Here is a 22641-nt window from a genome sequence, read left to right on the forward strand (position 1 = left end):
GGGCGAAGATGAGCAACTCAACCCACTATGCCACTCACTGGTGTTGCGAGCCAGTCCTGCGAGCTGACAGTATTATTCGATGGTTTCACCCGCCAGCATAAACCAGGTTTCAAGCACCGCATCTGGGTTTAAGGAGACAGAATCAATTCCCTGTTCCATTAACCACTTGGCCAAATCCGGATGATCAGAAGGGCCTTGACCACAAATGCCAACATATTTGCCTTGTGCTTTACATGCCTTGATAGCCATTGCTAGCAGCTTTTTCACCGCTGGATTTCGCTCATCAAACAGATGCGCAACGATACCCGAGTCCCGATCAAGGCCAAGCGTCAGCTGGGTCAAATCGTTAGAACCAATCGAGAACCCATCAAAGTACTCGAGGAACTCATCAGCCAGTAGTGCGTTAGCCGGTAACTCACACATCATGATAACTTTTAAGCCATCAGGATTAGACTCACCGCCCCGCGGCAAGCCATTAGCCGCTAACAACTCTACGACCTCGCGCGCTTCATCGGTTGTGCGAACAAAGGGCACCATGATTTCAACGTTATCAAAGCCCATTTCTTCACGAACCCGCTTCAGCGCTCGGCACTCAAGCTCAAAACAGGGCCTAAAGGCATCCGAGATATAACGCGAGGCCCCTCTGAAGCCAAGCATTGGATTCTCTTCACCGGGCTCATAAAGCTTGCCACCAATGAGGTTTTCGTACTCATTTGATTTAAAATCAGAGAGCCTTACGATCACTCGCTGAGGATGGAAAGCAGCGGCCAGGGTTGAGATGCCTTCGACCAGCTTATCAACATAGAAACTAACAGGATCATCGTAACCGGCAGTACGCAAATCGATGACCTGCTGAAGATCAGCAGGCAGCGTGTCGTAATCCAACAGCGCTTTGGGGTGAACACCGATCATACGGTTAATGATGAACTCCAGCCTAGCAAGACCAACCCCAGCGTGGGGTAAGCCAGCAAAGCCAAATGCACGGTCCGGGTTACCCACATTCATCATAATCTTGAAGGGAATCTCAGGCATCGCATCGACACTTGAGACCTTGCAGTCAAATGCCAGAAGCCCTTCATATACGTGGCCAGTGTCACCTTCGGCACAGGACACCGTGACATCAATACCCTCTTTAAGCTGAGTGGTTGCATCTCCGCAACCGACCACCGCTGGTATACCCAGTTCCCGGGCAATGATGGCCGCGTGACAGGTTCGTCCACCGCGATTAGTAACAATCGCTGATGCACGCTTCATGATCGGCTCCCAATCCGGGTCGGTCATGTCTGTCACCAGGATGTCACCCTCTTGGACCTTGTCCATTTCTTCTGGGCTAAGCACTGTTTTTACCGTGCCACGCCCAATCCGCTGACCAATCGCCCGGCCTGTAATCAGCGTGCGTCCTTTTTCACGCAGGTGGAAGCGTTCTAACTTTCCTCCTTCCTGTTGTGAAACAACGGTTTCAGGACGCGCTTGAACGATGTAAAGCTGACCATCATCACCATCCAGTGCCCACTCGATATCCATCGGACGCTGGTAATGTTTTTCAATGGTCATGGCTTGCCGTGCAAGATCCATGATCTGCTCATCGTTAATACAGAACCGACCACGATCGTTCAGAGGCACATCAACAGTTTCAACCGATTTACCAGCGCTGGCATCTTGCCCATAGATCATTTTGATCAGTTTAGAGCCTAGCGTCCGGCGTAGCACTGCGGGACGGCCAGCCTCAAGCGTGGGCTTGTGCACATAAAATTCATCAGGATTGACAGCCCCCTGGACGACGGTTTCGCCAAGCCCCCAGGAAGCAGTAACAAACACTGCGTCGCGGTAACCAGACTCGGTATCCAGCGTAAACATAACCCCGGAAGCACCTGTCTCAGAACGCACCATCTTCTGCACACCCGCAGACAGCGCCACATTCTCATGGGCGTAGCCGCGGTGTACGCGGTAAGAGATCGCGCGGTCATTAAATAGCGATGCAAACACTTCGTGCACCGCCTGTTTAATATTGTCAAAACCTTCAATATTAAGGAACGTTTCCTGCTGACCAGCAAAAGACGCATCAGGCAGATCTTCTGCCGTGGCGGAGCTGCGTACGGCAACTTTCAAACTGGGATGCTTAGCCTGAAGCTGCTCATAGGCACCGCGTAAAGCATGTTCAAATGCAGGGGGAAGTGGCGTATCAATAATCCACTGGCGGATAGTCTTACCAGCCTCTGCCAACGCCTTAACGTCATCGACATCCAGGCGAGCAAGGGTGGCGTTGATGCGGTCATTTAACCCTTCGTGAGAGAGAAACTCACGATAGGCATGGGCCGTCGTGGCAAATCCACCCGGCACTGTCACGCCCACACCTGATAAGTTCGAGATCATTTCGCCAAGCGAAGCGTTTTTACCACCCACACGTTCGACGTCTGCCATACCTAACTGATCGAACCATAGAATGTACTCTTCCACGCAACCCCCTCGCTTTTAGACTGCTTTGCGACCTGACAGGCCGACTCTAATTGACCATGTCACACTAGCATCGCCCCGCCGCATTCGCCATTGGTCTAATAGCGAACGGAGTGGAGGATTTTTACAACAAAGTGCAATAAAGGGCTTTTTATGTAGTCTTAATGAGGTAATTTTTATTAAATAAGCGTTAAAACGAACTGCAAAAAGTGAATGGCTTGGCAACGATTGTGCTAACCCACGCCCCACCCCACAATAGCAATTTTATTTATTGACGGATTTAGTGATGAAGCGAACAGCCTTTTTTATTTCTGATGGTACTGGCATTACGGCAGAAAGCCTTGGGCGTAGCCTGTTAGCTCAATTTAGTGATGTTGAAATTAACATGCTGACAAAGCCCTACATTGATACGCTGGAAAAGGCTCGAGCTTTAGCGGAGATAATCGACTCTACCGCCGTCCGTGACGGCCATCGGCCGATTATCATTGATACCATTGTGGATCAGGATATCCGTAACGTCATTCGACAGGCCTCAGGCTTCAAGGTGGATATCTTCTCTACCTTTTTAGAACCCCTAGAGCAAGAGTTAGAAACGCACTCCTCTTACAGCGTCGGCAGAACGCACTCGATTGGTAGCGATGATGTCTACATGGATCGCATCCATTCCGTCCATTTTGCGCTAGATAATGATGATGGCGCACGAACGCACCAATACGATAAAGCCGACATTATTCTGGTTGGCGTTTCACGTTGCGGCAAAACACCCACCTCACTTTATCTAGCGCTTCAATTTGGTATTCGAGCAGCTAACTACCCATTAACCGAAGATGACTTGGATGAAGATGGCAGTTTAAAACTACCCAAGGCACTCGCCCCCCATAGACACAAGCTGTTTGGTCTGACAATTGATGCTCGCAGGCTAGCAGCAATACGCAACGAGCGCCGTCCCAACAGTCGCTACAGTTCAATGGATCAGTGCTTGCAAGAAGTTGAACAGGCTGAGTCGTTATATCGCTCGATGCACATCCCGTTTATCGATACGACACGCTTTTCAGTAGAAGAGATATCAACCCGAATGATTGCAGAGACAGGCCTAGCTAGGCGCTTCTCGCCCCGCTAGGCCAGAGCATTACATGCCCTTGGGAGCAAATATTCCAGGGGCATTACGCCAGTAGCCTTTGTAATCCATGCCAAAGCCGAACACGTAACGATCTGCAACCTCTAGGCTACAGTAATCGGCTTTTAAGCCAGGTACCGCTTTACGATCATGCTGCTTATCCACCAGTACGGCCGTTGTAACGCTCGCCGCTTGGGCTTCCTCGCAGTAGGCAAGAATAGCGGCTAACGTAGAGCCCTCATCAAGAATGTCATCGACGATGACGACGTGGCGCCCTGCCATGGGAATTTCTGGAGAAACACGCCAAAAAAGTTCGCCACCACGCAACTCATTGCGATAGCGGGTGGCATGCAGATAATCGACTTCTAGAGGGAAACCTAATCGGGTTAGCAGGTGCCCTGTTGTGATCAAGCCGCCATTCATAACGCAGTAAAAAACCGGTAACTTATCCCCTAGATCTTTACTAATTTCCTCAGCCATTCGATCCAGTGCACGCTCAACTTGTTGTTGAGAAATCAAGCAGTCAGCGTTATCCATCAACTCACGCATTGAGTCAAGCGACTCAAGCGCCTCTTTATCCAGTTTGGACATCGGGTTACTCCAAGAAGGGGTTAACTAGTCAGTGACTTAAAAACGAAAATAACTTAAGAAAAGATGGGGTTAATTCGCCAACGCTTCTAATTTGGCATGGGTACGACGCCAGCGGCCAAGTGCCGTTAGCGCATCCACGTCTGGACGGGCTCGTCCATAGCGTAGCTTGATTGGTCGTTTACTGTGTAATCCTTGGCATGCTTCAACAACGTCTAACGCTGCAGAGCGGTCATTACAGACCAATAGCATATCGCATCCTGCGGCAAGGGCAGCCCTGGCGCGCTCCTTCGGGTCACCCGCTTCATGAGCACCCGCCATGCTTAAATCATCTGAAAAGATACAACCTTTAAACCCCAGGGACTCTCTTAACATTCCCAACCAACTAGGTGAGAAGCCAGCAGGACGTGAGTCAAACGCACTATAAATAACATGGGCAGGCATAACACCATCAAGCTGAGTAGCAAGCTGGCTAAACGGAACAAGATCGCGCTGTTTAATAAGCGCCAGCGGACGGTCATCCACAGGTAACGCCACATGGGAGTCAGCGGCAACGCCACCATGGCCAGGAAAATGCTTACCTACCGCCGCCATACCCGCTTCATGCAAACCGTTGATAAAACACTGACCCAGCGCAGCGACGTGTGCAGGGTCGGTGCTGAAGCTGCGATCACCGATAACACTAGAGATGCCACTTTCGACATCTAAAACAGGCGCAAAGCTGATATCCAGACCGCAAGCAGCCATTTCCATGCCCAGCAACCAACCCGCGTCTTTTGCTAGTGCAAGACCGGATGCCGAATCCTCAGCGAATTGATCACCAATGCGTGCCATGGCTGGCATGCGAGTAACGCCTTCTTTAATTCGCTGAACGCGACCGCCTTCTTGATCAATACCAAGTAACAGCTCGCCGCGAACACGACGAATATCACTGCAAAGCTTTCTAACCTGGTAAGCATTCTCGACATTTCTAGCGAATAAAATGACACCGCCCACAGCAGGGTCCATCAAAAGATGTTTTTCAGCTTTGGTTAATCGCGGCCCTTCGAGGTCAAGCATGACCGGGCCTAAAGATTGAGTCATTGTGATGGATCCAACAAAAGGGCCGTCAATTTTAGTTGATCAATCTCTCGTGTCAAAAAATCAATAATAAGTTGCCTACGCTTAGCCATTATGAAGCCAAACAGGTGTGCCCGGCGGCACATGCTCAAAAAGATACACCAGATCATCATTGCGCAGCCGAATACACCCATGTGAAGCGGCCACGCCCATCGGTTGATCAGGTGGCGTGCCATGAAGATAGATAAAACGACGCTGAGTGTCGACATCCCCGCCTCGGTTCACTCCTCTCTCTAAACCACAGAGCCACATAATGCGCGTTAAGATCCAATCACGATGAGGGAATTCCGCCGCAAGCGCCGACGTAAACACCTCCCCAGTCCACCGCCGCCCCCGAAAAACAGCATTATCAGCTAAACCGCCACCTATCGATGCGCGGATATAATGCCATCCCAGGGGGGTTTGACCACTGCCTTCCTGCTGCCCTACGCCTTTCTCACCGGTGGACACAGCGCACGTGTACTGCAGCGTGCGCCCTTGCCACCAGCATAGCTGCTGGTGTTTGATATTGATTTCTATCCAACCACCATTCTGCGGGGGTAGTTCAGCTAGCGTGGGCGTTCGCATAATGTCCTTCATCAGCAGCAGGCGGTAGCGGAGCATTCATGGCAGCAACCACGACAGGGCGTAAACGTCTTACCAAATCCCTGACGGTCACTTGCTCATTATAGTCTTTCGCGGCAATGTCTCGCAGCGCATCTAAACCCGACAGCGTAAAAATCACGGTACCCAGCATGAAATGCAGTCGCCAAAAACGCTCAGCATCAGGTAAATCTGGCGTTGCCTGGCGCACCAGCTCAGTAAAGCGGGTAAACACGTCTCCGTACTGCTGTTGGATATAACGGCGTAAATGCCCTTGTGCCTGACTATACGCCAACCCTAGCAGACGCATAAACACCTTCAGGCTATTGCGCTCAGCTGGCACTGCCAACACCGTGCTTGCCATTGTTTCCAACAGCACTTCAAGCGGAATCACATCACCGTTGTACTGCGCTTCCAGCTCATCAAGCGCCGTGTGAAAACGTTGCGAGAAGGGGTCTAAATAGCGCGCAAACACCGCTTGGATAAGCGCCTTTTTGGAACCAAAGTGGTAATTGACAGCCGCCAAATTAACCCGCGCTTTACTGGTGATATTGCGTAGCGATGTTTCGGCAAAACCACGCTCGGCAAACAGCACCTCAGCGGTATCGAGGATACGTGTTACCGTATCAGATTGCGCCATAGCGCCCTCCAGAAAACGAGTGTTTAAAACATCGTTAAATACTATGCCATAACGCTATTTGGCTCAATCACTTATCTTTAGCTTTTTCCCCGATGCTAAAATGCAGCCTAGGCAGCCATTCAAACACCAGCTATCAGACGCTATCGGGTTTGCCACTGCCATAGCCTCTCAGACTCGTCGCTCCTATCTCCATTCCTGGCACCATTCGCATAATGACTGCCATGCCATAGCGAAACGCTCTAGCATGTACTGGACAGAGCAACATACTGTATACTTAACCACATACTGTTTAAGCCGACATGTAGCCACTGTCTTGTTCAATTTTTTGGAGTTTGTTATGTCGCGTCCTCTTACTGCTCGTCAACAGCATGTTTTTGATTTTATTGTTAAAACGATGTCTGAATTCGGCTATCCGCCGACCCGCGCAGAAATTGCCAAAGCGCTAGGCTTTCGTTCTCCTAACGCTGCTGAAGAGCATTTACGAGCGCTTGAGCGCAAAGGTGCCATCCGCATTATCCGTAACACCTCGCGGGGGATTCGACTGCCTAATCAGGAACCACAGGATATCGGTGATGTCTCGGCAACAGCGCCTGCCGCCAACGTAGAACCACTACCGAATGGCTTACCAGTCATTGGCGAAGTGGCCGCAGGAAGCCCGATTCTAGCAGCGGAACACATTGATCGTTATTGCCCACTCCCCGCTGAATACTTTACCCCCAAAGCGGATTACCTTCTTCGGGTGCGAGGCTTGTCAATGAAGGATGTTGGCATACTGGAAGGCGACCTTCTTGCCGTGCATCGCACCGACCGGGTTCGTGATGGCCAGATTGTGGTGGCAAGGCTAGAAGATGAAGTCACTGTAAAACGCTTTAAACGACAGGGCCATACGGTGACACTGATTGCTGAAAACAGCGACTTTGCGCCCATAGAAATTGACCTACGTACGCAGCAGTTGGATATTGAAGGGGTGGGAGTTGGTGTCATACGTGGCGGTAACGGCCAAGCACTGGGATAAGCGAGTAAGTGTAAATGCCGGTGAGGCACTCGATAGAGATACTCACCGGCTATCGCAATGTTACTGAGAGTCTATATAGCGACGATCATTAAACGTAGCTACCCAACTCGGGTGATACACCAATAAAATACTGAGTAACATCCCTGTGATAAAAGCCTCGGAGGGCATTAACAGGGGTAAGAAGCGCGCATACTCTTGGGCTAAGTACACAGCTTCAGAGTCAGTACCCGCCACCATGATTAGCAAGACCGCCGACAACCCTCCTGCCAGTGTTGCCAGCGCTGCGCCAAAAAAGCCGCATACGAATAAAAAGATCATCAAGTTATCCGGCAGGCGCCGGTCTACCCATCGCCATACCAGACCAGTAATGACCGCAGGTACAATGCCGGTTACCAATACATTAGCGCCTAGTAACACCCATTCGTTGCGACCTATAGCTGACATTGCAACATTAATCAGCACATTGCTGATTAATGCGAGAGGCATTTTGAATAGCAACGTCATTAAGACAGTGAAGACTAAGTGCAGGGTTAACCAATCGACTGCCTGAGCACGCAGTTGCCACATCAACACCACAGCGAGCGTCGCGGCTAACCACCGATGCTGAAGAGCCACATCGCCTATCAGCACTCGCCAAGGGCGCAGCCATATCATCCACGCAAGCACGCTCAACGATACCAACCACGTCAGCAACAATGCCCAGGGAGCTAAAACACTTTGCGCGAAAGACATGGATGCCCCTATCTACCCGTTCAGTTAACGACAAGCCAGCTGTAAACTTGAATTGACTAAAAACACTGCGTATCTAAACAGCATGCTTAGCTGAACACCACGGTCTTATTGCCATGGATTAATACTCGGTCTTCTAAATGCCATCGTAAACCACGCGCCAATACCGCTTTTTCGACATCGCGCCCAAAGCGCACGAGATCCGTTGGCGTGTGGCAATGACTTACCCGATGAATATCTTGTTCAATAATCGGCCCAGCATCCAGCTCTTCGGTGACATAGTGACAGGTAGCACCGATTAGCTTAACGCCACGCTGGTAAGCTTGATGGTAGGGCTTAGCACCGGCAAAAGAGGGTAAGAAACTGTGGTGGATGTTAATCACCCGTCCCGCGTAACGCGAGCAGAGCGAAGGTGGCAAAATCTGCATGTAACGTGCCAGCACAATGCAGTCAGCCCTTGCGCTATCAATCTGAGCTTGCACCTGCTCGAAAGCAACCTGCTTGTTATCAGGATCTACGGGCACATGATGGTAAGGAATGCCATACCACTCAGTGAGTGATCGCATATCCTCATGGTTTGAAATAACCCCGACAATATCGCAATCAAGCTCCCCAGCCTGCCAACGATAAAGCAGATCAACCAGGCAGTGAGACTCCCGCGACACCATCAACACCACACGCCTACGCTTTTGAGTATCGACGAGCGACCACTGCATATTGAAGGCTTTAGCCACCGGCTCAAACGCACTACGTAACGCCTCCGCCGACATACCCAACGAATCTGCCAAAATTTCGTATCGCATGAAGAATCGGCCGGTCTCAAGATCAGAGTGCTGACTTGCTTCAGTGATAGAACCACCTTGTTGAGCAATAAAGCTTGAGACACGCGCCACAATGCCCACTTGATCAGGGCAAGAAACCACCAAACGGTAATAATGAGACATAAATAAACACTCTTGACATATTTTAACGGCACGTTCGACAAGCACCTACCAGCGGTAGGGAAGCGGTATATAGGCGAAATAGTGTACCTTATGCTTATCAAGGAAGCACCGCAGCCAAATGCCACGATGATTGTTACCCGCCCCTGCCTTCCCGTATAGTTAAGGTCTTACTTTTTAGGCTTTTCATTACTGATGCACCCACCACGCGTTCAACTTCGTCCCCGCCGTCGCCCTCCCCTGCGCCTACTGCCGCTAGGTGGGTGTGGTGAAATTGGAATGAACCTTACGCTGTATGGATACGATGATGAGTGGATCGCCGTCGACTGCGGCATGATGATTCGCCAAGATCTACCCAATTCCCCGCTGCAGGTGCCCAATACAGATACATTAGCAGCACTCAATATTACCCCAAAGGCACTCTACATTACCCATGGCCATGAAGATCATATTGGTGCCGTGGCGTGGCTCTGGCCTAAGTGGAATTGCCCTATTTTTGCAACGCCGTTAGCGGCGGGATTGCTGCGCCATAAGTTTGCAGAACATCAGCTTAGTAGCGCCGCTATAAACGTTGTGGAACCGGGTGATGCAATGGAGCTCGGCCCCTTCACGCTGCGTTACCTTCACGTTACCCATTCGATTCCAGAAAGTTGCTCAATCCTAATGCAGGCAGGCGACTATCGCGTGCTACACACCGGGGACTGGAAACTAGACCCTACCCCATTAATTGGCTCGCCCATTAACGCTGCTCAATTTCGTGCGCTCGCGCCTATCGATCTCGTCGTAGGCGACTCCACTAACGCCCCGATGCCCGGCCATTCCGGCAGTGAAGGCGATGTTGCTAAAGCACTCGCTCACACCTTAAAACAGTGCAAAGGACGCGTGGTGGTATCTTGCTTTGCCAGCAACCTCGCCCGCGTATTAGCGATTGGAATTGCTGCCCAACAGTGCGGCCGACGCGTCAGCTTGATGGGCCGTTCAATGGAACGCATGGTGAGTGTCGCGAAGGGCCTAGGGTATCTAGACGACTTTCCGCCGCTAGTACCGCCCCATGACTTAGGCTACCTGCCGCCAGAAGAGGTGGTGATTATTGCGACGGGCAGCCAGGGCGAACCACGTGCAGCACTGCAACGCTTAGCACAGCGGAGGCACCCGTTTGTGGATCTTGAGCCAGGCGATAGCATCATTTTTTCTGCCAAAGCCATACCAGGCAACGAGCGCCCTATTGAACAACTGAAAAAACGCCTAGCGCAGCTTGGGGTGTCAATTTTCGATGAGATGAACCACCCAGAATTACACGCGACTGGGCATCCTGCCGAAGATGAGCTGAGAAAACTGTATCAATGGGTTCGGCCAAAAACATTGCTGCCGGTGCATGGGGAGGCGCGCCATCAGGCTGCCCATCAAGAAATTGCCACCAGCCTCGGCATTAACGCCCCGCTCGCACCGGTAAATGGCGACATGTTGATGTTCGACAATCTAGGCTTACGCTGCGAAGCACGCTATCCCCAGCCGCCCTGCATCGTTAATCAGAATAGCGTCGTGCCTCATCCAGGGCTCGATACCGGCTCTCACTCATCGCGGCGCGGCAGTTTGTTCTTAGCGCTTCCCGTTACGGCTACCGACACTGGCTGGTGCCGCATTGGCCGTTTGATGCTGGATGCCAGCGGTACCAGCCCACTCGATGAAGATAGTTTCAGCGAATGGCTAGATGATCAGTTATTAGAAATAGCAGCAGAGACATTGGCCGATTTGCGTCAAGCACTGCAACCGAGGCTAATTCATTGGCTCGCTAATCACCTTCAGCATATGCCAGACGTACATTTACAAATAATGGCAACCGAAATGCCCTCTTCAGAAGCCATTAGCGATAGTTAAAGCCATTGGCGATATTGATGCTGCTGGCAATATCGTCTACCAGCGTTCTGCAGCTTGCTGATCAGTATGCCGCTCTTTTACCCAGTAAGCCCCCTGGCGGGAGTGCTCTTTCTTCCAAAACGGCGCCTGGGTTTTTAAAAAGTCCATAATAAAGTCGCAGGCTTGGAAAGCATCGCGGCGATGAGCACTGGCCACCAGCACCCGCACAATAGGGTCTCCCGGCGTCAAATCACCAATGCGGTGAATAATCCGTACGGCCTGTAACGCCCAGCGTTGACCTGCCTGCTCACCAATCTGCGTTAATGTGCGCTCGGTCATCCCTGGGTAGTGCTCAAGAGTCAGCCCAATAACATCAGGGGATTCATTAAAGTCGCGCACAAATCCCGTGAAGGTGACAATAGCGCCGATATCGGTGCGCTTGCGCAGCGCACTTTCATAGCCATCATCCATTTTAAACGCTGCTTCTTGAACCCTGACAGCAATATCCAATTCAGTCTCTGTAATATCAGCCATCTGATTACCCACCCGTCACTGGAGGAAAGAAGGCCACTTCATCCTCATCGGTAAGGCGCGCACTATCGTTGGCCATCACTTGATTGATAGCACACAACGTGCGCTGCTCTGACAACACATTAAAGCGTGCATCCATAGCGCTTAACGCCGCTTTCAATCCCGCCACATCTCGACTTGGCAGTTGATCAAGCCCAATGGCAAGGTCACTCTCTTCTACCCGCTCACGCAGCTCAGCAAGAAACTTAACCCGCACGCAAGGGGATGCACATCGCTCGCCTAAGCGAACCTCTCCTGCAACGCCACCGCCAGTCACAATTGGTTCTGGCACACCTCGTTGATAATCGCCACGAACACCGCCCCGCTTACTTTCCAATTGAATGGCGTCAATGCGCATCTCTTTATCCACCGCTTTACACATATCGTAAAGCGTCAGACAAGCCACTGACACGGCTGTCAGAGCTTCCATTTCTACCCCGGTCTGTCCGTTAAGGCGGCAAAGCGCGGAGACTTCAACACAGCCGTTAGCGTGATCAATAGCGAAATCTACAGAGACTTTTGAAAGCGCTAATGAATGGCACAACGGGATCAACTCATGCGTGCGCTTTGCTGCCTGAATACCCGCAATGCGCGCGGTCGCCAGCACATCGCCTTTGGGCAACTCGCCATCACTCAACAGCTGCAACGTTTTAGGCTGCATAACGATACGCCCAGACGCTACCGCCTCGCGGCGAGTCTCTCGCTTATCTCCGACATCGACCATGTTGGCTTCGCCGTGTTTATTGAGGTGAGTTAGCTGCATATCGTTACCTTTTTAATCAAGCCACGGTGTTATAAAAATACTGTTTTGGAAGCTGCTAATTTAGTTAGCCACAACATTGGGTTGAGCATCCATCCACTCGATTACCCACTCAGTGATCGCTTCAATATTATTCAGGTCCAGCCGCTTAGCTGTTGGGATAATTGATGGAGGCAGCGAGCCACTTGACGCTACCGCCTGTACCCAGTCGCCACTGACAATAGAAACATCGCCAATCCCTGCACGGTACAGGACTAGCTTAGGAATTGGCCACGCCTTAAAGCCCTCCACAATGACCAAATCTGGCGCCTGGGTAATCATCAGTGACAAGAGGTAGCCAAGATCCGGTTCTTCTTGGCCAGGTGTCTCTTGCATCATGGCAAAACGCTCTCGGGATGCAATCAACATAGGCGCAGCGCCAGCCTGACGAAGTTTATAGCTATCTTTTCCTGGCTGATCGACATCAAAGCTATGGTGGGCATGCTTTATCACCCCCACCCTGAGCCCCTTTTCGCGCAGGCGAGGCAAAAGCTGCGCTAACAGAGTCGTCTTACCAGTCCCACTCCACGCGGCAATGCCGAGTACAGGAAATGGGCTATCAATTGCCTCTTCCATTAACAACTCCCAATGACCAACCGGTGGGTATGATTGAGTGGCTATTCGCCCTCTTTCTCAGCGGGTAACAGCCAGTTTAGCGCAATGCCAACTAACGCGGCTAAGCTCACGCCCTGGAGGGTGAACTGACCACCTCCAAACTGCATTCCACCTATCCCAAATACTAAAATTAACGAAACCACCACGAGATTACGCGCCGCAGTTAATGACTGGCCTGCACGCACCAGGGTATTCATACCAACCACTGCGATCGAACCAAACAGCAGCGTCATAATACCGCCCATTACAGGGCCCGGAATAGTTTGCAGTAACGCGCCCAGCTTGCCTACAAAGGCCAGTACAATCGCAATCACCGCGGCGATGATCATGTACATGGGGTTGAATGCCTTAGTCAGCGTCACTGCCCCCGTTACTTCTGAGTAGGTTGTATTGGGAGGACCACCAAACAGCGCAGCCGCCATTGTCGCCAGCCCATCGCCTAACAAGGTGCGATGAAGACCAGGCTTCTCTAAATAGTTTTTGCGTGTCACTGAGCCTATCGCCACCATATCGCCGATATGTTCCACCGCAGGAGCAATCGCGACAGGAATCATGAACAAAATAGCCGCCCAGTGAAAACTCGGCGCGGTAAAGCTGGGCAATGATAGCCAAGCAGCATCACGCACCGCAGTGAAATCGACAACGCCCATAACAAGCGCCAAACCATACCCCACTGCAATACCACCCATTATCGGCACCAAGCGAAGAATGCCACGCCCGAAGACAGCTAATATCAGCGTTACCAGCAAACTGGCCATGGAAAGGAAAATCGCTTGACCATAGCCAATGTTATCGCTTGTCTCTCCTGTTGCCATACTGACAGCGACTGGCGCCAATGCTAAACCAATCACCATAATAACTGGTCCGACCACAACAGGCGGTAACAGCCTGTGCAGCCAAGCAGTGCCTTTAACACGTACTACTTGAGAAATGGCAACGTACACCACCCCTGCTGCCATTAAGCCACCCAGCGTGGCTGACACGCCAAAGCTTGCTATCGAGCCTTGAATGGGAGCAATGAACGCAAATGATGACGCCAAGAATACCGGCACCGTCTGCTTGGTAATTCCGTGAAACACCAGCGTACCAATACCCGCGGTAAATAGTGCGACACTGGGATCTAGACCAGTCAACAGCGGAACCAATACCAGTGCACCAAAGGCTACGAATAGCATTTGCGCACCTGTCAGCAGCATTTTGGGCCAAGACTCATGACTTGCTGAATGTTTCATCTAAATGTTTCCAATGTTTTCGTTGTCGGTGGTTAGCCAAAAAAATGCCCCCAACGCGAAGCGTAAGGGGCATTGTTAGTCGGGGTGCTTAGCGCGTTCCGAAGATCTTATCGCCTGCATCTCCCAAACCAGGCACGATGTAGCCGTGCTCATCTAGCCGGTCATCAACGGATGCGGTGTAGATCTCAACATCTGGGTACGCATCCTGAACACGCTTAATGCCCTCAGGGGCAGCTACTAGCACGATAACTTTCATATGCTCACAACCACGCTCACGCAACATATCTAACGTCGCCACCATTGAGCCACCGGTCGCAAGCATCGGGTCGATGACAAGTGCCATGCGCTCTTCAATATCATTGGCGAACTTGGCGAAATAAGGCACCGGCTGAAGAGTTTCTTCATCCCGATAAAGACCCACCACGCTGACGCGTGCGCTAGGAATCAGGTCAGTAACGCCCTCCAGCATGCCTAAACCAGCTCGCAGAATTGGCACAACCGTTACTTTTTTACCTTTTAAGCGACGCGTCGCAATAGGCTCGTTGTTCCAGCCTTGAATCTCATGATCCTCGAGCTCTAGCCCCTTTGTTGCTTCATAGGTCAGCAGCTTAGCCACTTCGCCTGCTAGCTCCCGGAAGCTTTTGGTGCTCAAATCGGCTTCGCGCAGCAGTCCCAGCTTATGTTGAACAAGCGGATGATTAATGGCGTAGACACTCATGGGACTTCCTCGCTGCATGGGATTCAGGATGGCGACCTAAGTCGCATCGACAAGCTTACAAAATTGCGCGCCATTCTACCCGCAACTGACCAGCAGGTTAAGGGGTTTCCGGCAATTGCCACTCAATCGGCGAACGCCCATGCTCTGCTAAAAACTGATTGGCACGGGAAAAGTGGTGATTGCCAAAAAAGCCTCGATGCGCTGAGAGTGGCGAAGGATGCGGGGATTCCAACACCAAGTGGCGCGACTGATCAATCAGAACTTTCTTCTGGCGAGCATGACTGCCCCACAACAAGAAAACGCACGGTTCAGCATACCGACTGACGGTTTCAATCGCGCAGTCGGTGAAGTGTTCCCACCCCTTGCCACGATGAGAAGCGGCATTACCCTGCTCAACCGTTAATGCGGTGTTAAGCAGCAGCACACCTTGGGTTGCCCAAGACTCCAAAAAGCCGTGTCGCACGGGTGTAAACCCGACATCAGCAGCTAATTCTTTATAAATATTGACCAAAGAGGGAGGCACTTGGATACCCGGCTGCACCGAAAAGCACAACCCATGAGCTTGGTTTGGGCCGTGATAAGGGTCTTGCCCTAGAATAACAACTTTCACTGAGGCTAAAGGTGTCAGCTCAAAAGCGCGAAACCAATGCGATGAGTGCGGGTAGATAACTTTTTTGGCTGATTTTTCTTGGGCCAAAAATGCTTTCAGGGCTGACATATAGTCAGCCTGAAATTCTTGCCCAAGCCATTGATTCCAATCGTCGGGTAGCGGGTTAGCCATATTACTTCTTCAGTTGATCCGCCAGCGGCTCAACATAAGCAATGCCCATATCCCAAGGAAACTGGATCCAGCACTGCTGAGCCACTTCGGTAAGGTATTGGTCAACCAGAGGGCGTCCTTCTGGTTTAGCATACATTGTCACGAAATGCGCTTTCGGCAGCATTTCACGAACGGCACGAGCGGTTTTACCGGTATCTACCAGATCATCAACCAGCAGCCAACCATCACCATCATGGTCAACGCCCTTCATGATGTCTAAACCGCCTTGATCCATATGATCATAGCTTTTGATACAAACGGTATCGATCAAGCGAATATTGAGTTCACGGGCGATAAGCGCCGCAGGTATTAATCCACCACGGGTAATCGCGACGATACCTTTGAAATCTCGTTCAATTAGCTGATGACAAAGTTGACGCACGTCGCGGTGCAGTTGATCCCAGGAAATGGTGAAGTGCTGATGATAGCGTTCGCTGCTCATAAGAGGCGTTACTCGTCTTCGGTGAATGAACATACCGCGAATACGCTATAGCCAGCGTCGCGAATTTTCTGGGAACCGCCCAGCTCAGGCAGATCAATAATAGTTGCGGTTTCCACCACGTGCCCACCAGAGCGTTGAATTAGATTCGCTGCTGCAAGCATAGTACCGCCAGTGGCAATCAAATCATCCATCAGCAGGATACGGTCATTTTTCTGGAAAGCATCGGCATGAAGCTCAACTTCAGAGTGGCCGTACTCAAGCGTGTAAGTCTCACTGATCGTCTTGAATGGCAGTTTGCCCTTCTTGCGAACGGGCACAAAGCTGCAGCCTAACTCGTAGGCCAAAGGCGCACCGATAATGAAGCCACGGGCATCAATAGCCGCGATGGCATCTAAGTTCATTTCCTGGTAGCGATGCACAAAGCTATCAATCAGCTTACGAAAGGCAGCACTATTTTGCAGGAGCGGTGTGATATCACGAAAATTTACGCCCTGCTCTGGCCAGTCAGGAACCGTGCGAATAACGGACTTAATGTAGTCGCCGTAGATGCTCATCGCGTCTCTCATTGATTAAAGATAAAGCGGGTAATTAACCCAGGAAAAGAAATTTTGCTGCAAACAGTAGCGCCAGCGTTATGACCGCGGGGTTCAAATCGCTGAACCGTCCCGAAAGCGCTTTAATCGCAACATAGCTAATAAAGCCAAGCGCAATTCCCTCAGCAATTGAGAACGTCAGCGGCATAGCCAGGGCAGCGATCAGTACAGGTGCCGCGTCGGTTGGGTCTTCCCAGTTTGCGTGGGCTAAGCTGCCCGCCATCAAAACGGCCACGTAAAGCAGTGCCCCTGCTGTCGCATAGGCCGGAATAGAACCTGCTAACGGCGCAAAGAAAAGGCTAATTAAAAACAGCACACCAACCACAACCGCCGTTAACCCCGTACGACCACCGGAAGCGATACCCGCAGTTGATTCAATATAGCTAGTCGTTGTCGAAGTACCCAATGCAGCACCCGCCATAGACGCGGTACTGTCGGCCATCATAGCGCGACCAATGCGCGGCAACTTGCCATTTTCATCCAGCAGTTTGCCGCGGTGGGCCACCCCTACCAACGTGCCTGACGTATCAAACAGGTCTACAAACAAGAAGGCAAAAATGACGCTTAGCATCGCCACATCCAGTGCGCCCATTAGATCCATTGCCATAAAGGTAGGCGCAATCGAAGGCGGCATCGACATAATACCGCCATACTGGTTATGGCCGAACAGCGTCGCAAGGATCGTGATGCCCAAAATACCGATCATTACCGCACCGGTCACGCGCAGGTAGGAAAGCGCCGTAATAACGAAAAAGCCCAACAAGGCATAAAGTGCGGGTGGCTGGGACAAATCACCCAGCGCCACATAGGTGGCTGGATTAGCGACCACAATACCGGCATTTTTAAGTGCAATCATCGCTAGGAACAAGCCGATACCCGCAGCAATCCCTAAACGCAATGAGAGTGGAATAGAATTAATGATCCACTCGCGGATCTTAAAAATACTTAGCATGAAGAACGTCAGGCCGGAGAAGAAGACAGCCCCCAATGCCGCCTCCCAGGTATAGCCCATTCCCAACACCACACCATAGGTAAAAAAGGCATTCAGCCCCATTCCTGGTGCTTGAGCGATCGGGTAGTTTGCCCAAAGCCCCATAACAAAACAGCCGATGGCAGCAGCGACACAGGTAGCAACAAACACCGCGCCATAATCCATCCCCGCTTCCGAGAGAATACTCGGGTTGACGAAAATGATATAAGCCATCGTAAGGAACGTGGTGAACCCCGCGATCAACTCGGTCTTTACATTGGTCTTCTGCTCGGTGAGCTTGAAGTAATTGTCCAGAAGTTTCATGTCGTTTTTATCCTTCGCGCTTACGCTAAATGCGTCCCTTGATGCGAGAAAAGCCGCACATACTACCTAAAGGCTCTACGCGTTGCGAGCGCCTCGTGTGCCGCTAGTGTTGGTGGGAAGTTCTCCCCCACTAATATGAATAGCAAACTTCAGGCCATGAGCTAACCGATTGGTCAACGGTAAGACAAAAAACACAACTAGAGACGACTCGCTAACACCCTTTCGACTGTTTCAACAATCACCTGGGTTTGCGGATCAATCTCGATATTGACCTTGTCGCCTAGCAAGCGATCTTTTAAAACTGTACGCGCCAGCGTCTCCGGTATCAGGTTGACACTAAACTCAACCCCAGCACCATCACCCGCGGGTCGTACGTCACCTACCGTCAAGCTGATACCATCAACGCCAATGTATCCCTTCTCAAATACAAACTTAGCGACTCTCTCAGGCAGCGAAAACCACAATCGACGATTGTTGGGTGCCTCTTCTATTGCCACCACATCCGCCATACAAATAATGTGGCCAGACATGGAGTGGCCACCAATTTCATCACCAAAACGCGCCGCACGCTCTATATTGACGCACTGACCAGGTACAATTGCACCAAGATTTGTCAAACGTAACGTTTCACGCATCAGGTCAAAACTGACATTCCCATCCTCTATCGCAGTTACCGTCAGGCAAACACCATTATGAGCTACCGATGCACCAATAGTGAGCCCCTGGCATAACGCTTCCGGCAATGCGACTACGTGGGTGCGAAACTCTTCCAGCTCTTTAACAGCGATGACCTCAGCCACGCCTTGCACGATGCCAGTAAACATATTGCTACGCCCTCTTTCTCAACACATTAAAGTCAAAATGAGTACTAAAATTCTGTGCAAGCTTACTACTAAATACTCTTCCCGTGTGCAGCCAGCTGCCTTGCCACAAACGTTGCAACGACTTTTTTTCTGGCAACAAGAGCTGCATAAGCAATCGTCAGAACCAATCACTAAAAAAAGCCATTGACTCAGAAAATAAACCTAAATTATTGCATTAAAACATGAAATAGAATGGCACTCATTGACAAGACACCCACCACTCTTTAGACTTTCGCCGCAAATGTAATGACGCCGATTTGTACCCAGATTGCGGGCGTCCACCAAGCTAATGGCTTGGTGAAGTGCAGCTAAAAGGGTGTGTCCAGCGTTGATGGCCACCCGCAAGGGTGGCCTTTTTTTATTTCCCGCCCTACGCTTGCTCCCTCGCACTCCGTCTTCGGCCTACCGTTAAGGCAGACGCTATGATTGAAATTAGCAACGTTAGTAAAACCTATGGCACTGGCAATAGTGCCGTTCATGCCCTAAAAGATGTCAATTTAACGATTCCCAAAGGCACCATTCACGGCGTTATTGGCCTTTCGGGCGCAGGTAAGTCGACCCTTATTCGCTGTGTCAACCTACTTGAACGCCCAAGCACTGGCAGCGTATCAGTCGATGGCCAGGAAATGACCCGCCTTAGTCGCGGCGAGTTAAACCGTGCCCGACACCGTATTGGAATGATTTTCCAGCATTTCAATCTGCTAACAACGCGTACGGTATTTGATAATGTGGCACTTCCCCTTGAGTTAATGGGCGAAAGCCGCAGTGCTATAAAAGAGCGCGTATTGCCGCTGCTGGAGCTGGTGGGCCTGGCTGATAAAGCCAAACAATACCCAGCCCAGCTGTCTGGTGGTCAAAAGCAGCGCGTTGCCATCGCCCGCGCACTGGCCAGCAAACCCAACGTCTTACTGTGCGATGAAGCCACTTCCGCACTAGACCCCCAGACCACCAGCTCTATTCTTGAGCTGTTGAGAGAAATTAATCAGCAGCTCGGCATCACCATTTTGTTGATCACTCACGAAATGGAAGTTGTGAAATCTATTTGCCACCGAGTAAGCCTCATTTCCGACGGTGAGCTAGTGGAAGACGCCGAGGTCGGTGATTTCTTTACTGCGCCTATCACACAGTTGGGTAGGGAATTCCTGAACGACTTTTTGCAGCTAAGCCCACCTAAAGAACTGATCGAGCGTTTAAGCGATACACCGAGCGAACATACTCATCCCGTCGTGCGGCTAACGTTTTCGGGTGATGCTGTTTCGACGCCGCTTATTTCACGCTTAGCGCGGGAGTGCAGCGTTGATGTCAGCATCCTCCAGGCAAAGGTCGAGTCCATTCAAGACCGCACCTTAGGGCTGATGATTGCAGAGCTGCTCGGCAGCCCCGCTCAAACTCAGGAAGCAATGGCTTATTTAGAAGCACATCAACTACAGGTAGAGGTACTTGGTCATGTCCAGCGCAATGTTTGATCTTATTTTACAAGCCACGCTGGATACGCTCTACATGGTGGCTATTTCAGGCGTGATCGCCACCCTGCTCGGCCTGCCACTTGGCGTCATGCTCTACGTGACTCGCCCTCGCCAGATATTAGCGATGCCAGCACTCAATCAAGTGCTAGGCATTGTTACCAATGTTGGCCGCTCAATTCCGTTCATCATTTTGATGGTGGCGATCATCCCGTTTACCCGCATGCTGGTCGGCACGTCTATTGGTATTAATGCCGCCTCAGTGCCGTTAACTATTGCGGCTATTCCATTTGTAGCTCGGCTAATCGAAGGGGCGCTTAACGAGATATCCCCGGGGCTTATTGAATCTGCTCAATCAATGGGCGCAACGCCTTGGCAGATCATTACCAAGGTACTGATCCCTGAGGCAAGGGGCGGCATTATCACGGGGCTGACGATTACGTTAGTGACACTGGTCAGTTACTCTGCCATGGCGGGCGCCGTAGGTGGCGGTGGCCTGGGCGATTTAGGCATTCGCTATGGCTACAACCGCTTCAACCCCACCATTATGTTAATTACCGTCGTTATACTGGTGGTGATGGTTCAAGGCTTCCAAAGCCTGGGCGACTATTTAGTGCGTAAAAGTGATCGCAAGTGACGATAGTCTGCGCCTTTTATCGGCATAGCCGAATATAACTAAAACGCATTAGAATTTTATTTCTTATTGCCGCATAATCACATCCAACCTTTACCGAGCCACAGGAGTGACACCATGCAAAAACTACTTATCGGCAGCCTGACTGCCTTAGCACTTGCGGTTAACGTTGCCAACGCAGAAACACGCACCATCAAAATGGGCACTGTGGCAGGTCCGGAAACCGAAGTTATGGAAGTGGCGGCTCGTATTGCCAAAGAAGAGTATGACCTAGACGTTGAGATTATTGAGTTCACCGACTACGTCACGCCGAATGCTGCCCTCGCCGATGGCAGCTTAGACGCCAACGCCTATCAGCACGAACCGTACCTACAGGCGATGGTCAATGACCGTGGATACGATCTTGCCATTGCGGGCTACACCTTCGTTTACCCGATCGGCGCTTATTCTGAAAAGTACGACAGCATTGAAGCGCTGCCCGATGGCGCTCAAATCGCGCTGCCCAACGACCCATCTAATGAAGGGCGTGCACTCATTCTGATGCACAACCAGGGCCTGATCACACTTAATGATCCGAGCAACCTGGAAGCTACCCCCATCGACATCGCTGAAAATCCACGCAACTTCCGTTTCCGCGAAATTGAAGCGGCACAACTACCCCGTGTACTACCAGACGTCGACATGGCGTTCATTAACAATACGTTCGCCCAACCGGCTGGCTTGAGCCTGAGTGACGCGATCATCAAGGAAGGTCCTGAATCTCCCTACGTTAACTTGATTGCGGTACGGGGCGGAGACGAAGATCGTGAAGAAATCCGTCAACTTGTTGACGCTTATCAGCGCGACGAGGTCATCGAAAAAGCAGAAGAACTGTTTAAGGGCGCAGCTGTACCCGGCTGGATCGAATAAACAGCACGGTTTTCTCTATCGATGTAATCAGGCCAGCCTTAGGGCTGGCCTGATGTGTTTAATCCTATAAGGAATTCGTATGCATAGTGTTGATTATGCGTTGCTTAATCGGCAGCTTGAAGCTCTGCTAGACACACGCGACTGGCTAACCAACAGCGCACAAACCTGTGCCTTTATTCAACATGCCCTGAGCGACATCAACTGGGTGGGGTTCTATTTGCAGCGCCAGCCCAACCAACTCAGCCTTGGCCCATTTCAGGGCAAACCTGCCTGCCATCCAATCCCCTTCAGCAAAGGCGTTTGCGGGGCTGCTGCCCGCCAACAAGCTACCCAACGGGTTGATGACGTTCACTCTATTGCTGATCACATCGCCTGCGATGCTGACTCTCGCTCAGAGCTCGTTGTTCCCATCGTGATCGACGGCTATCTCTGGGGAGTACTCGACCTAGACAGCCCCCAGCACGCACGCTTTAGTCAAGAAGATCAGGCGGGTATTGAGGCACTGGTGGCTACGTTTATTCGCCAGACTGACCTCCCCCTCTTTATCGACTAGCTTTTTATCGACTAGCTTTATCGATTAGCCATAAAAAAGCCCCATGCTAAGCATGGGGCTTTTAAGTATTTGGTAGGACCAGGCGGATTTGAAC

24 protein-coding genes are annotated in these 22641 nt (G+C 51.1%); 7 read left to right on the forward strand and 17 right to left on the reverse strand.

Features of this window, described 5'->3' with window-relative positions; translation table 11 throughout:
• Window positions 1-72: 72 nt before the first annotated feature.
• Window positions 73-2457: a phosphoenolpyruvate synthase gene (gene ppsA / locus INT22_RS03395; protein ID WP_089038205.1), complete on the reverse strand. Its 2385-nt coding sequence runs from the start codon at window positions 2455-2457 to the stop codon at window positions 73-75.
• A 283-nt stretch (window positions 2458-2740) separates the two neighbouring features.
• On the opposite strand from ppsA, the gene ppsR reads away from it, so the two are divergent.
• On the forward strand, window positions 2741-3574 hold the full coding sequence (gene ppsR, locus INT22_RS03400) for a posphoenolpyruvate synthetase regulatory kinase/phosphorylase PpsR (RefSeq protein ID WP_193060614.1): 834 nt from the start codon (window positions 2741-2743) through the stop codon (window positions 3572-3574).
• Window positions 3575-3583: 9 nt separating this feature from the next.
• Here ppsR and INT22_RS03405 read toward each other — a convergent pair whose 3' ends face one another.
• The 4 genes from INT22_RS03405 to INT22_RS03420 form a co-directional block, all read right to left on the reverse strand.
• Complete coding sequence (locus tag INT22_RS03405; RefSeq protein WP_089038203.1) at window positions 3584-4162, reverse strand: hypoxanthine-guanine phosphoribosyltransferase; 579 nt, start codon at window positions 4160-4162, stop codon at window positions 3584-3586.
• A 69-nt stretch (window positions 4163-4231) separates the two neighbouring features.
• Window positions 4232-5242 carry a beta-N-acetylhexosaminidase gene (nagZ, locus tag INT22_RS03410; protein ID WP_089038202.1) on the reverse strand — a complete coding sequence of 337 codons (1011 nt, stop codon included), beginning with the start codon at window positions 5240-5242 and terminating at the stop codon, window positions 4232-4234.
• Between the two features lie 81 nt (window positions 5243-5323).
• Window positions 5324-5845, reverse strand: coding sequence for a L,D-transpeptidase (locus INT22_RS03415; RefSeq protein ID WP_193067689.1), 522 nt, complete (start codon window positions 5843-5845; stop codon window positions 5324-5326).
• Window positions 5823-6500: a TetR/AcrR family transcriptional regulator gene (locus INT22_RS03420; RefSeq protein ID WP_038483793.1), complete on the reverse strand. Its 678-nt coding sequence runs from the start codon at window positions 6498-6500 to the stop codon at window positions 5823-5825. The genes INT22_RS03415 and INT22_RS03420 overlap by 23 nt, the downstream gene beginning before the upstream one ends.
• Before the next feature lie 337 nt (window positions 6501-6837).
• Here INT22_RS03420 and lexA point away from each other — a divergent pair, with 337 nt between their 5' ends.
• The gene (gene lexA / locus INT22_RS03425; RefSeq protein ID WP_089038200.1) at window positions 6838-7515 is read left to right on the forward strand and encodes a transcriptional repressor LexA; all 678 of its coding nucleotides are present in this window, start codon (window positions 6838-6840) and stop codon (window positions 7513-7515) included.
• Between the two features lie 60 nt (window positions 7516-7575).
• On the opposite strand, the gene INT22_RS03430 is transcribed toward lexA, so the two are convergent.
• Both INT22_RS03430 and purU read right to left on the reverse strand, forming a co-directional pair.
• Window positions 7576-8247, reverse strand: coding sequence for an energy-coupling factor ABC transporter permease (locus INT22_RS03430; RefSeq protein ID WP_193067690.1), 672 nt, complete (start codon window positions 8245-8247; stop codon window positions 7576-7578).
• Between the two features lie 86 nt (window positions 8248-8333).
• Window positions 8334-9188, reverse strand: coding sequence for a formyltetrahydrofolate deformylase (gene purU, locus INT22_RS03435; RefSeq protein ID WP_193067691.1), 855 nt, complete (start codon window positions 9186-9188; stop codon window positions 8334-8336).
• Between the two features lie 276 nt (window positions 9189-9464).
• On the opposite strand from purU, the gene INT22_RS03440 reads away from it, so the two are divergent.
• Complete coding sequence (locus INT22_RS03440) at window positions 9465-11063, forward strand: ribonuclease J (RefSeq protein ID WP_193067692.1); 1599 nt, start codon at window positions 9465-9467, stop codon at window positions 11061-11063.
• A 36-nt stretch (window positions 11064-11099) separates the two neighbouring features.
• Here INT22_RS03440 and moaE read toward each other — a convergent pair whose 3' ends face one another.
• The 10 genes from moaE to INT22_RS03490 all read right to left on the reverse strand — a co-directional run bounded on the left by moaE (window position 11100) and on the right by INT22_RS03490 (window position 18949).
• A complete protein-coding gene (gene moaE / locus INT22_RS03445; RefSeq protein ID WP_089038196.1) occupies window positions 11100-11576 on the reverse strand; it encodes a molybdopterin synthase catalytic subunit MoaE in 477 nt (158 codons plus the stop codon).
• A 4-nt stretch (window positions 11577-11580) separates the two neighbouring features.
• On the reverse strand, window positions 11581-12375 hold the full coding sequence (gene moaC / locus INT22_RS03450) for a cyclic pyranopterin monophosphate synthase MoaC (RefSeq protein ID WP_193060618.1): 795 nt from the start codon (window positions 12373-12375) through the stop codon (window positions 11581-11583).
• 60 nt (window positions 12376-12435) lie between these two features.
• A complete protein-coding gene (mobB, locus tag INT22_RS03455) occupies window positions 12436-12987 on the reverse strand; it encodes a molybdopterin-guanine dinucleotide biosynthesis protein B (protein ID WP_193067693.1) in 552 nt (183 codons plus the stop codon).
• Window positions 12988-13028: 41 nt separating this feature from the next.
• Window positions 13029-14258 (reverse strand): uracil-xanthine permease family protein, encoded by a 1230-nt coding sequence (locus INT22_RS03460; protein WP_193060620.1) that lies wholly within the window; start codon window positions 14256-14258, stop codon window positions 13029-13031.
• 88 nt (window positions 14259-14346) lie between these two features.
• On the reverse strand, window positions 14347-14976 hold the full coding sequence (upp, locus tag INT22_RS03465; RefSeq protein ID WP_038483772.1) for a uracil phosphoribosyltransferase: 630 nt from the start codon (window positions 14974-14976) through the stop codon (window positions 14347-14349).
• A 97-nt stretch (window positions 14977-15073) separates the two neighbouring features.
• A complete protein-coding gene (gene ung / locus INT22_RS03470; protein WP_193067694.1) occupies window positions 15074-15757 on the reverse strand; it encodes a uracil-DNA glycosylase in 684 nt (227 codons plus the stop codon).
• A 1-nt stretch (window position 15758) separates the two neighbouring features.
• Window positions 15759-16238 (reverse strand): xanthine phosphoribosyltransferase, encoded by a 480-nt coding sequence (gpt, locus tag INT22_RS03475; protein ID WP_009723428.1) that lies wholly within the window; start codon window positions 16236-16238, stop codon window positions 15759-15761.
• Between the two features lie 8 nt (window positions 16239-16246).
• A complete protein-coding gene (locus INT22_RS03480; RefSeq protein ID WP_089038192.1) occupies window positions 16247-16792 on the reverse strand; it encodes an adenine phosphoribosyltransferase in 546 nt (181 codons plus the stop codon).
• A 34-nt stretch (window positions 16793-16826) separates the two neighbouring features.
• The gene (locus INT22_RS03485) at window positions 16827-18125 is read right to left on the reverse strand and encodes an NCS2 family permease (protein WP_193067695.1); all 1299 of its coding nucleotides are present in this window, start codon (window positions 18123-18125) and stop codon (window positions 16827-16829) included.
• 197 nt (window positions 18126-18322) lie between these two features.
• On the reverse strand, window positions 18323-18949 hold the full coding sequence (locus tag INT22_RS03490; protein WP_193067696.1) for a riboflavin synthase subunit alpha: 627 nt from the start codon (window positions 18947-18949) through the stop codon (window positions 18323-18325).
• A 461-nt stretch (window positions 18950-19410) separates the two neighbouring features.
• On the opposite strand from INT22_RS03490, the gene INT22_RS03495 reads away from it, so the two are divergent.
• The 4 genes from INT22_RS03495 (at window position 19411) to INT22_RS03510 (ending at window position 22547) form a co-directional block, all read left to right on the forward strand.
• Window positions 19411-20454 carry a methionine ABC transporter ATP-binding protein gene (locus INT22_RS03495; RefSeq protein ID WP_089038189.1) on the forward strand — a complete coding sequence of 348 codons (1044 nt, stop codon included), beginning with the start codon at window positions 19411-19413 and terminating at the stop codon, window positions 20452-20454.
• The gene (locus INT22_RS03500; protein ID WP_089038188.1) at window positions 20435-21088 is read left to right on the forward strand and encodes a methionine ABC transporter permease; all 654 of its coding nucleotides are present in this window, start codon (window positions 20435-20437) and stop codon (window positions 21086-21088) included. Before INT22_RS03495 ends, INT22_RS03500 begins: the two co-directional genes overlap by 20 nt.
• Before the next feature lie 114 nt (window positions 21089-21202).
• Window positions 21203-21994 carry a MetQ/NlpA family ABC transporter substrate-binding protein gene (locus INT22_RS03505; RefSeq protein ID WP_193067697.1) on the forward strand — a complete coding sequence of 264 codons (792 nt, stop codon included), beginning with the start codon at window positions 21203-21205 and terminating at the stop codon, window positions 21992-21994.
• A 79-nt stretch (window positions 21995-22073) separates the two neighbouring features.
• Entirely contained in the window at window positions 22074-22547 is a 474-nt protein-coding gene (locus tag INT22_RS03510; RefSeq protein WP_193067698.1) for a GAF domain-containing protein, read from the forward strand.
• Window positions 22548-22641 lie beyond the last annotated feature (94 nt).

The sequence above is a fragment of the Halomonas sp. 3D7M genome, assembly GCF_014897885.1.
In the GTDB taxonomy this organism is placed as follows: Bacteria; Pseudomonadota; Gammaproteobacteria; order Pseudomonadales; family Halomonadaceae; genus Vreelandella.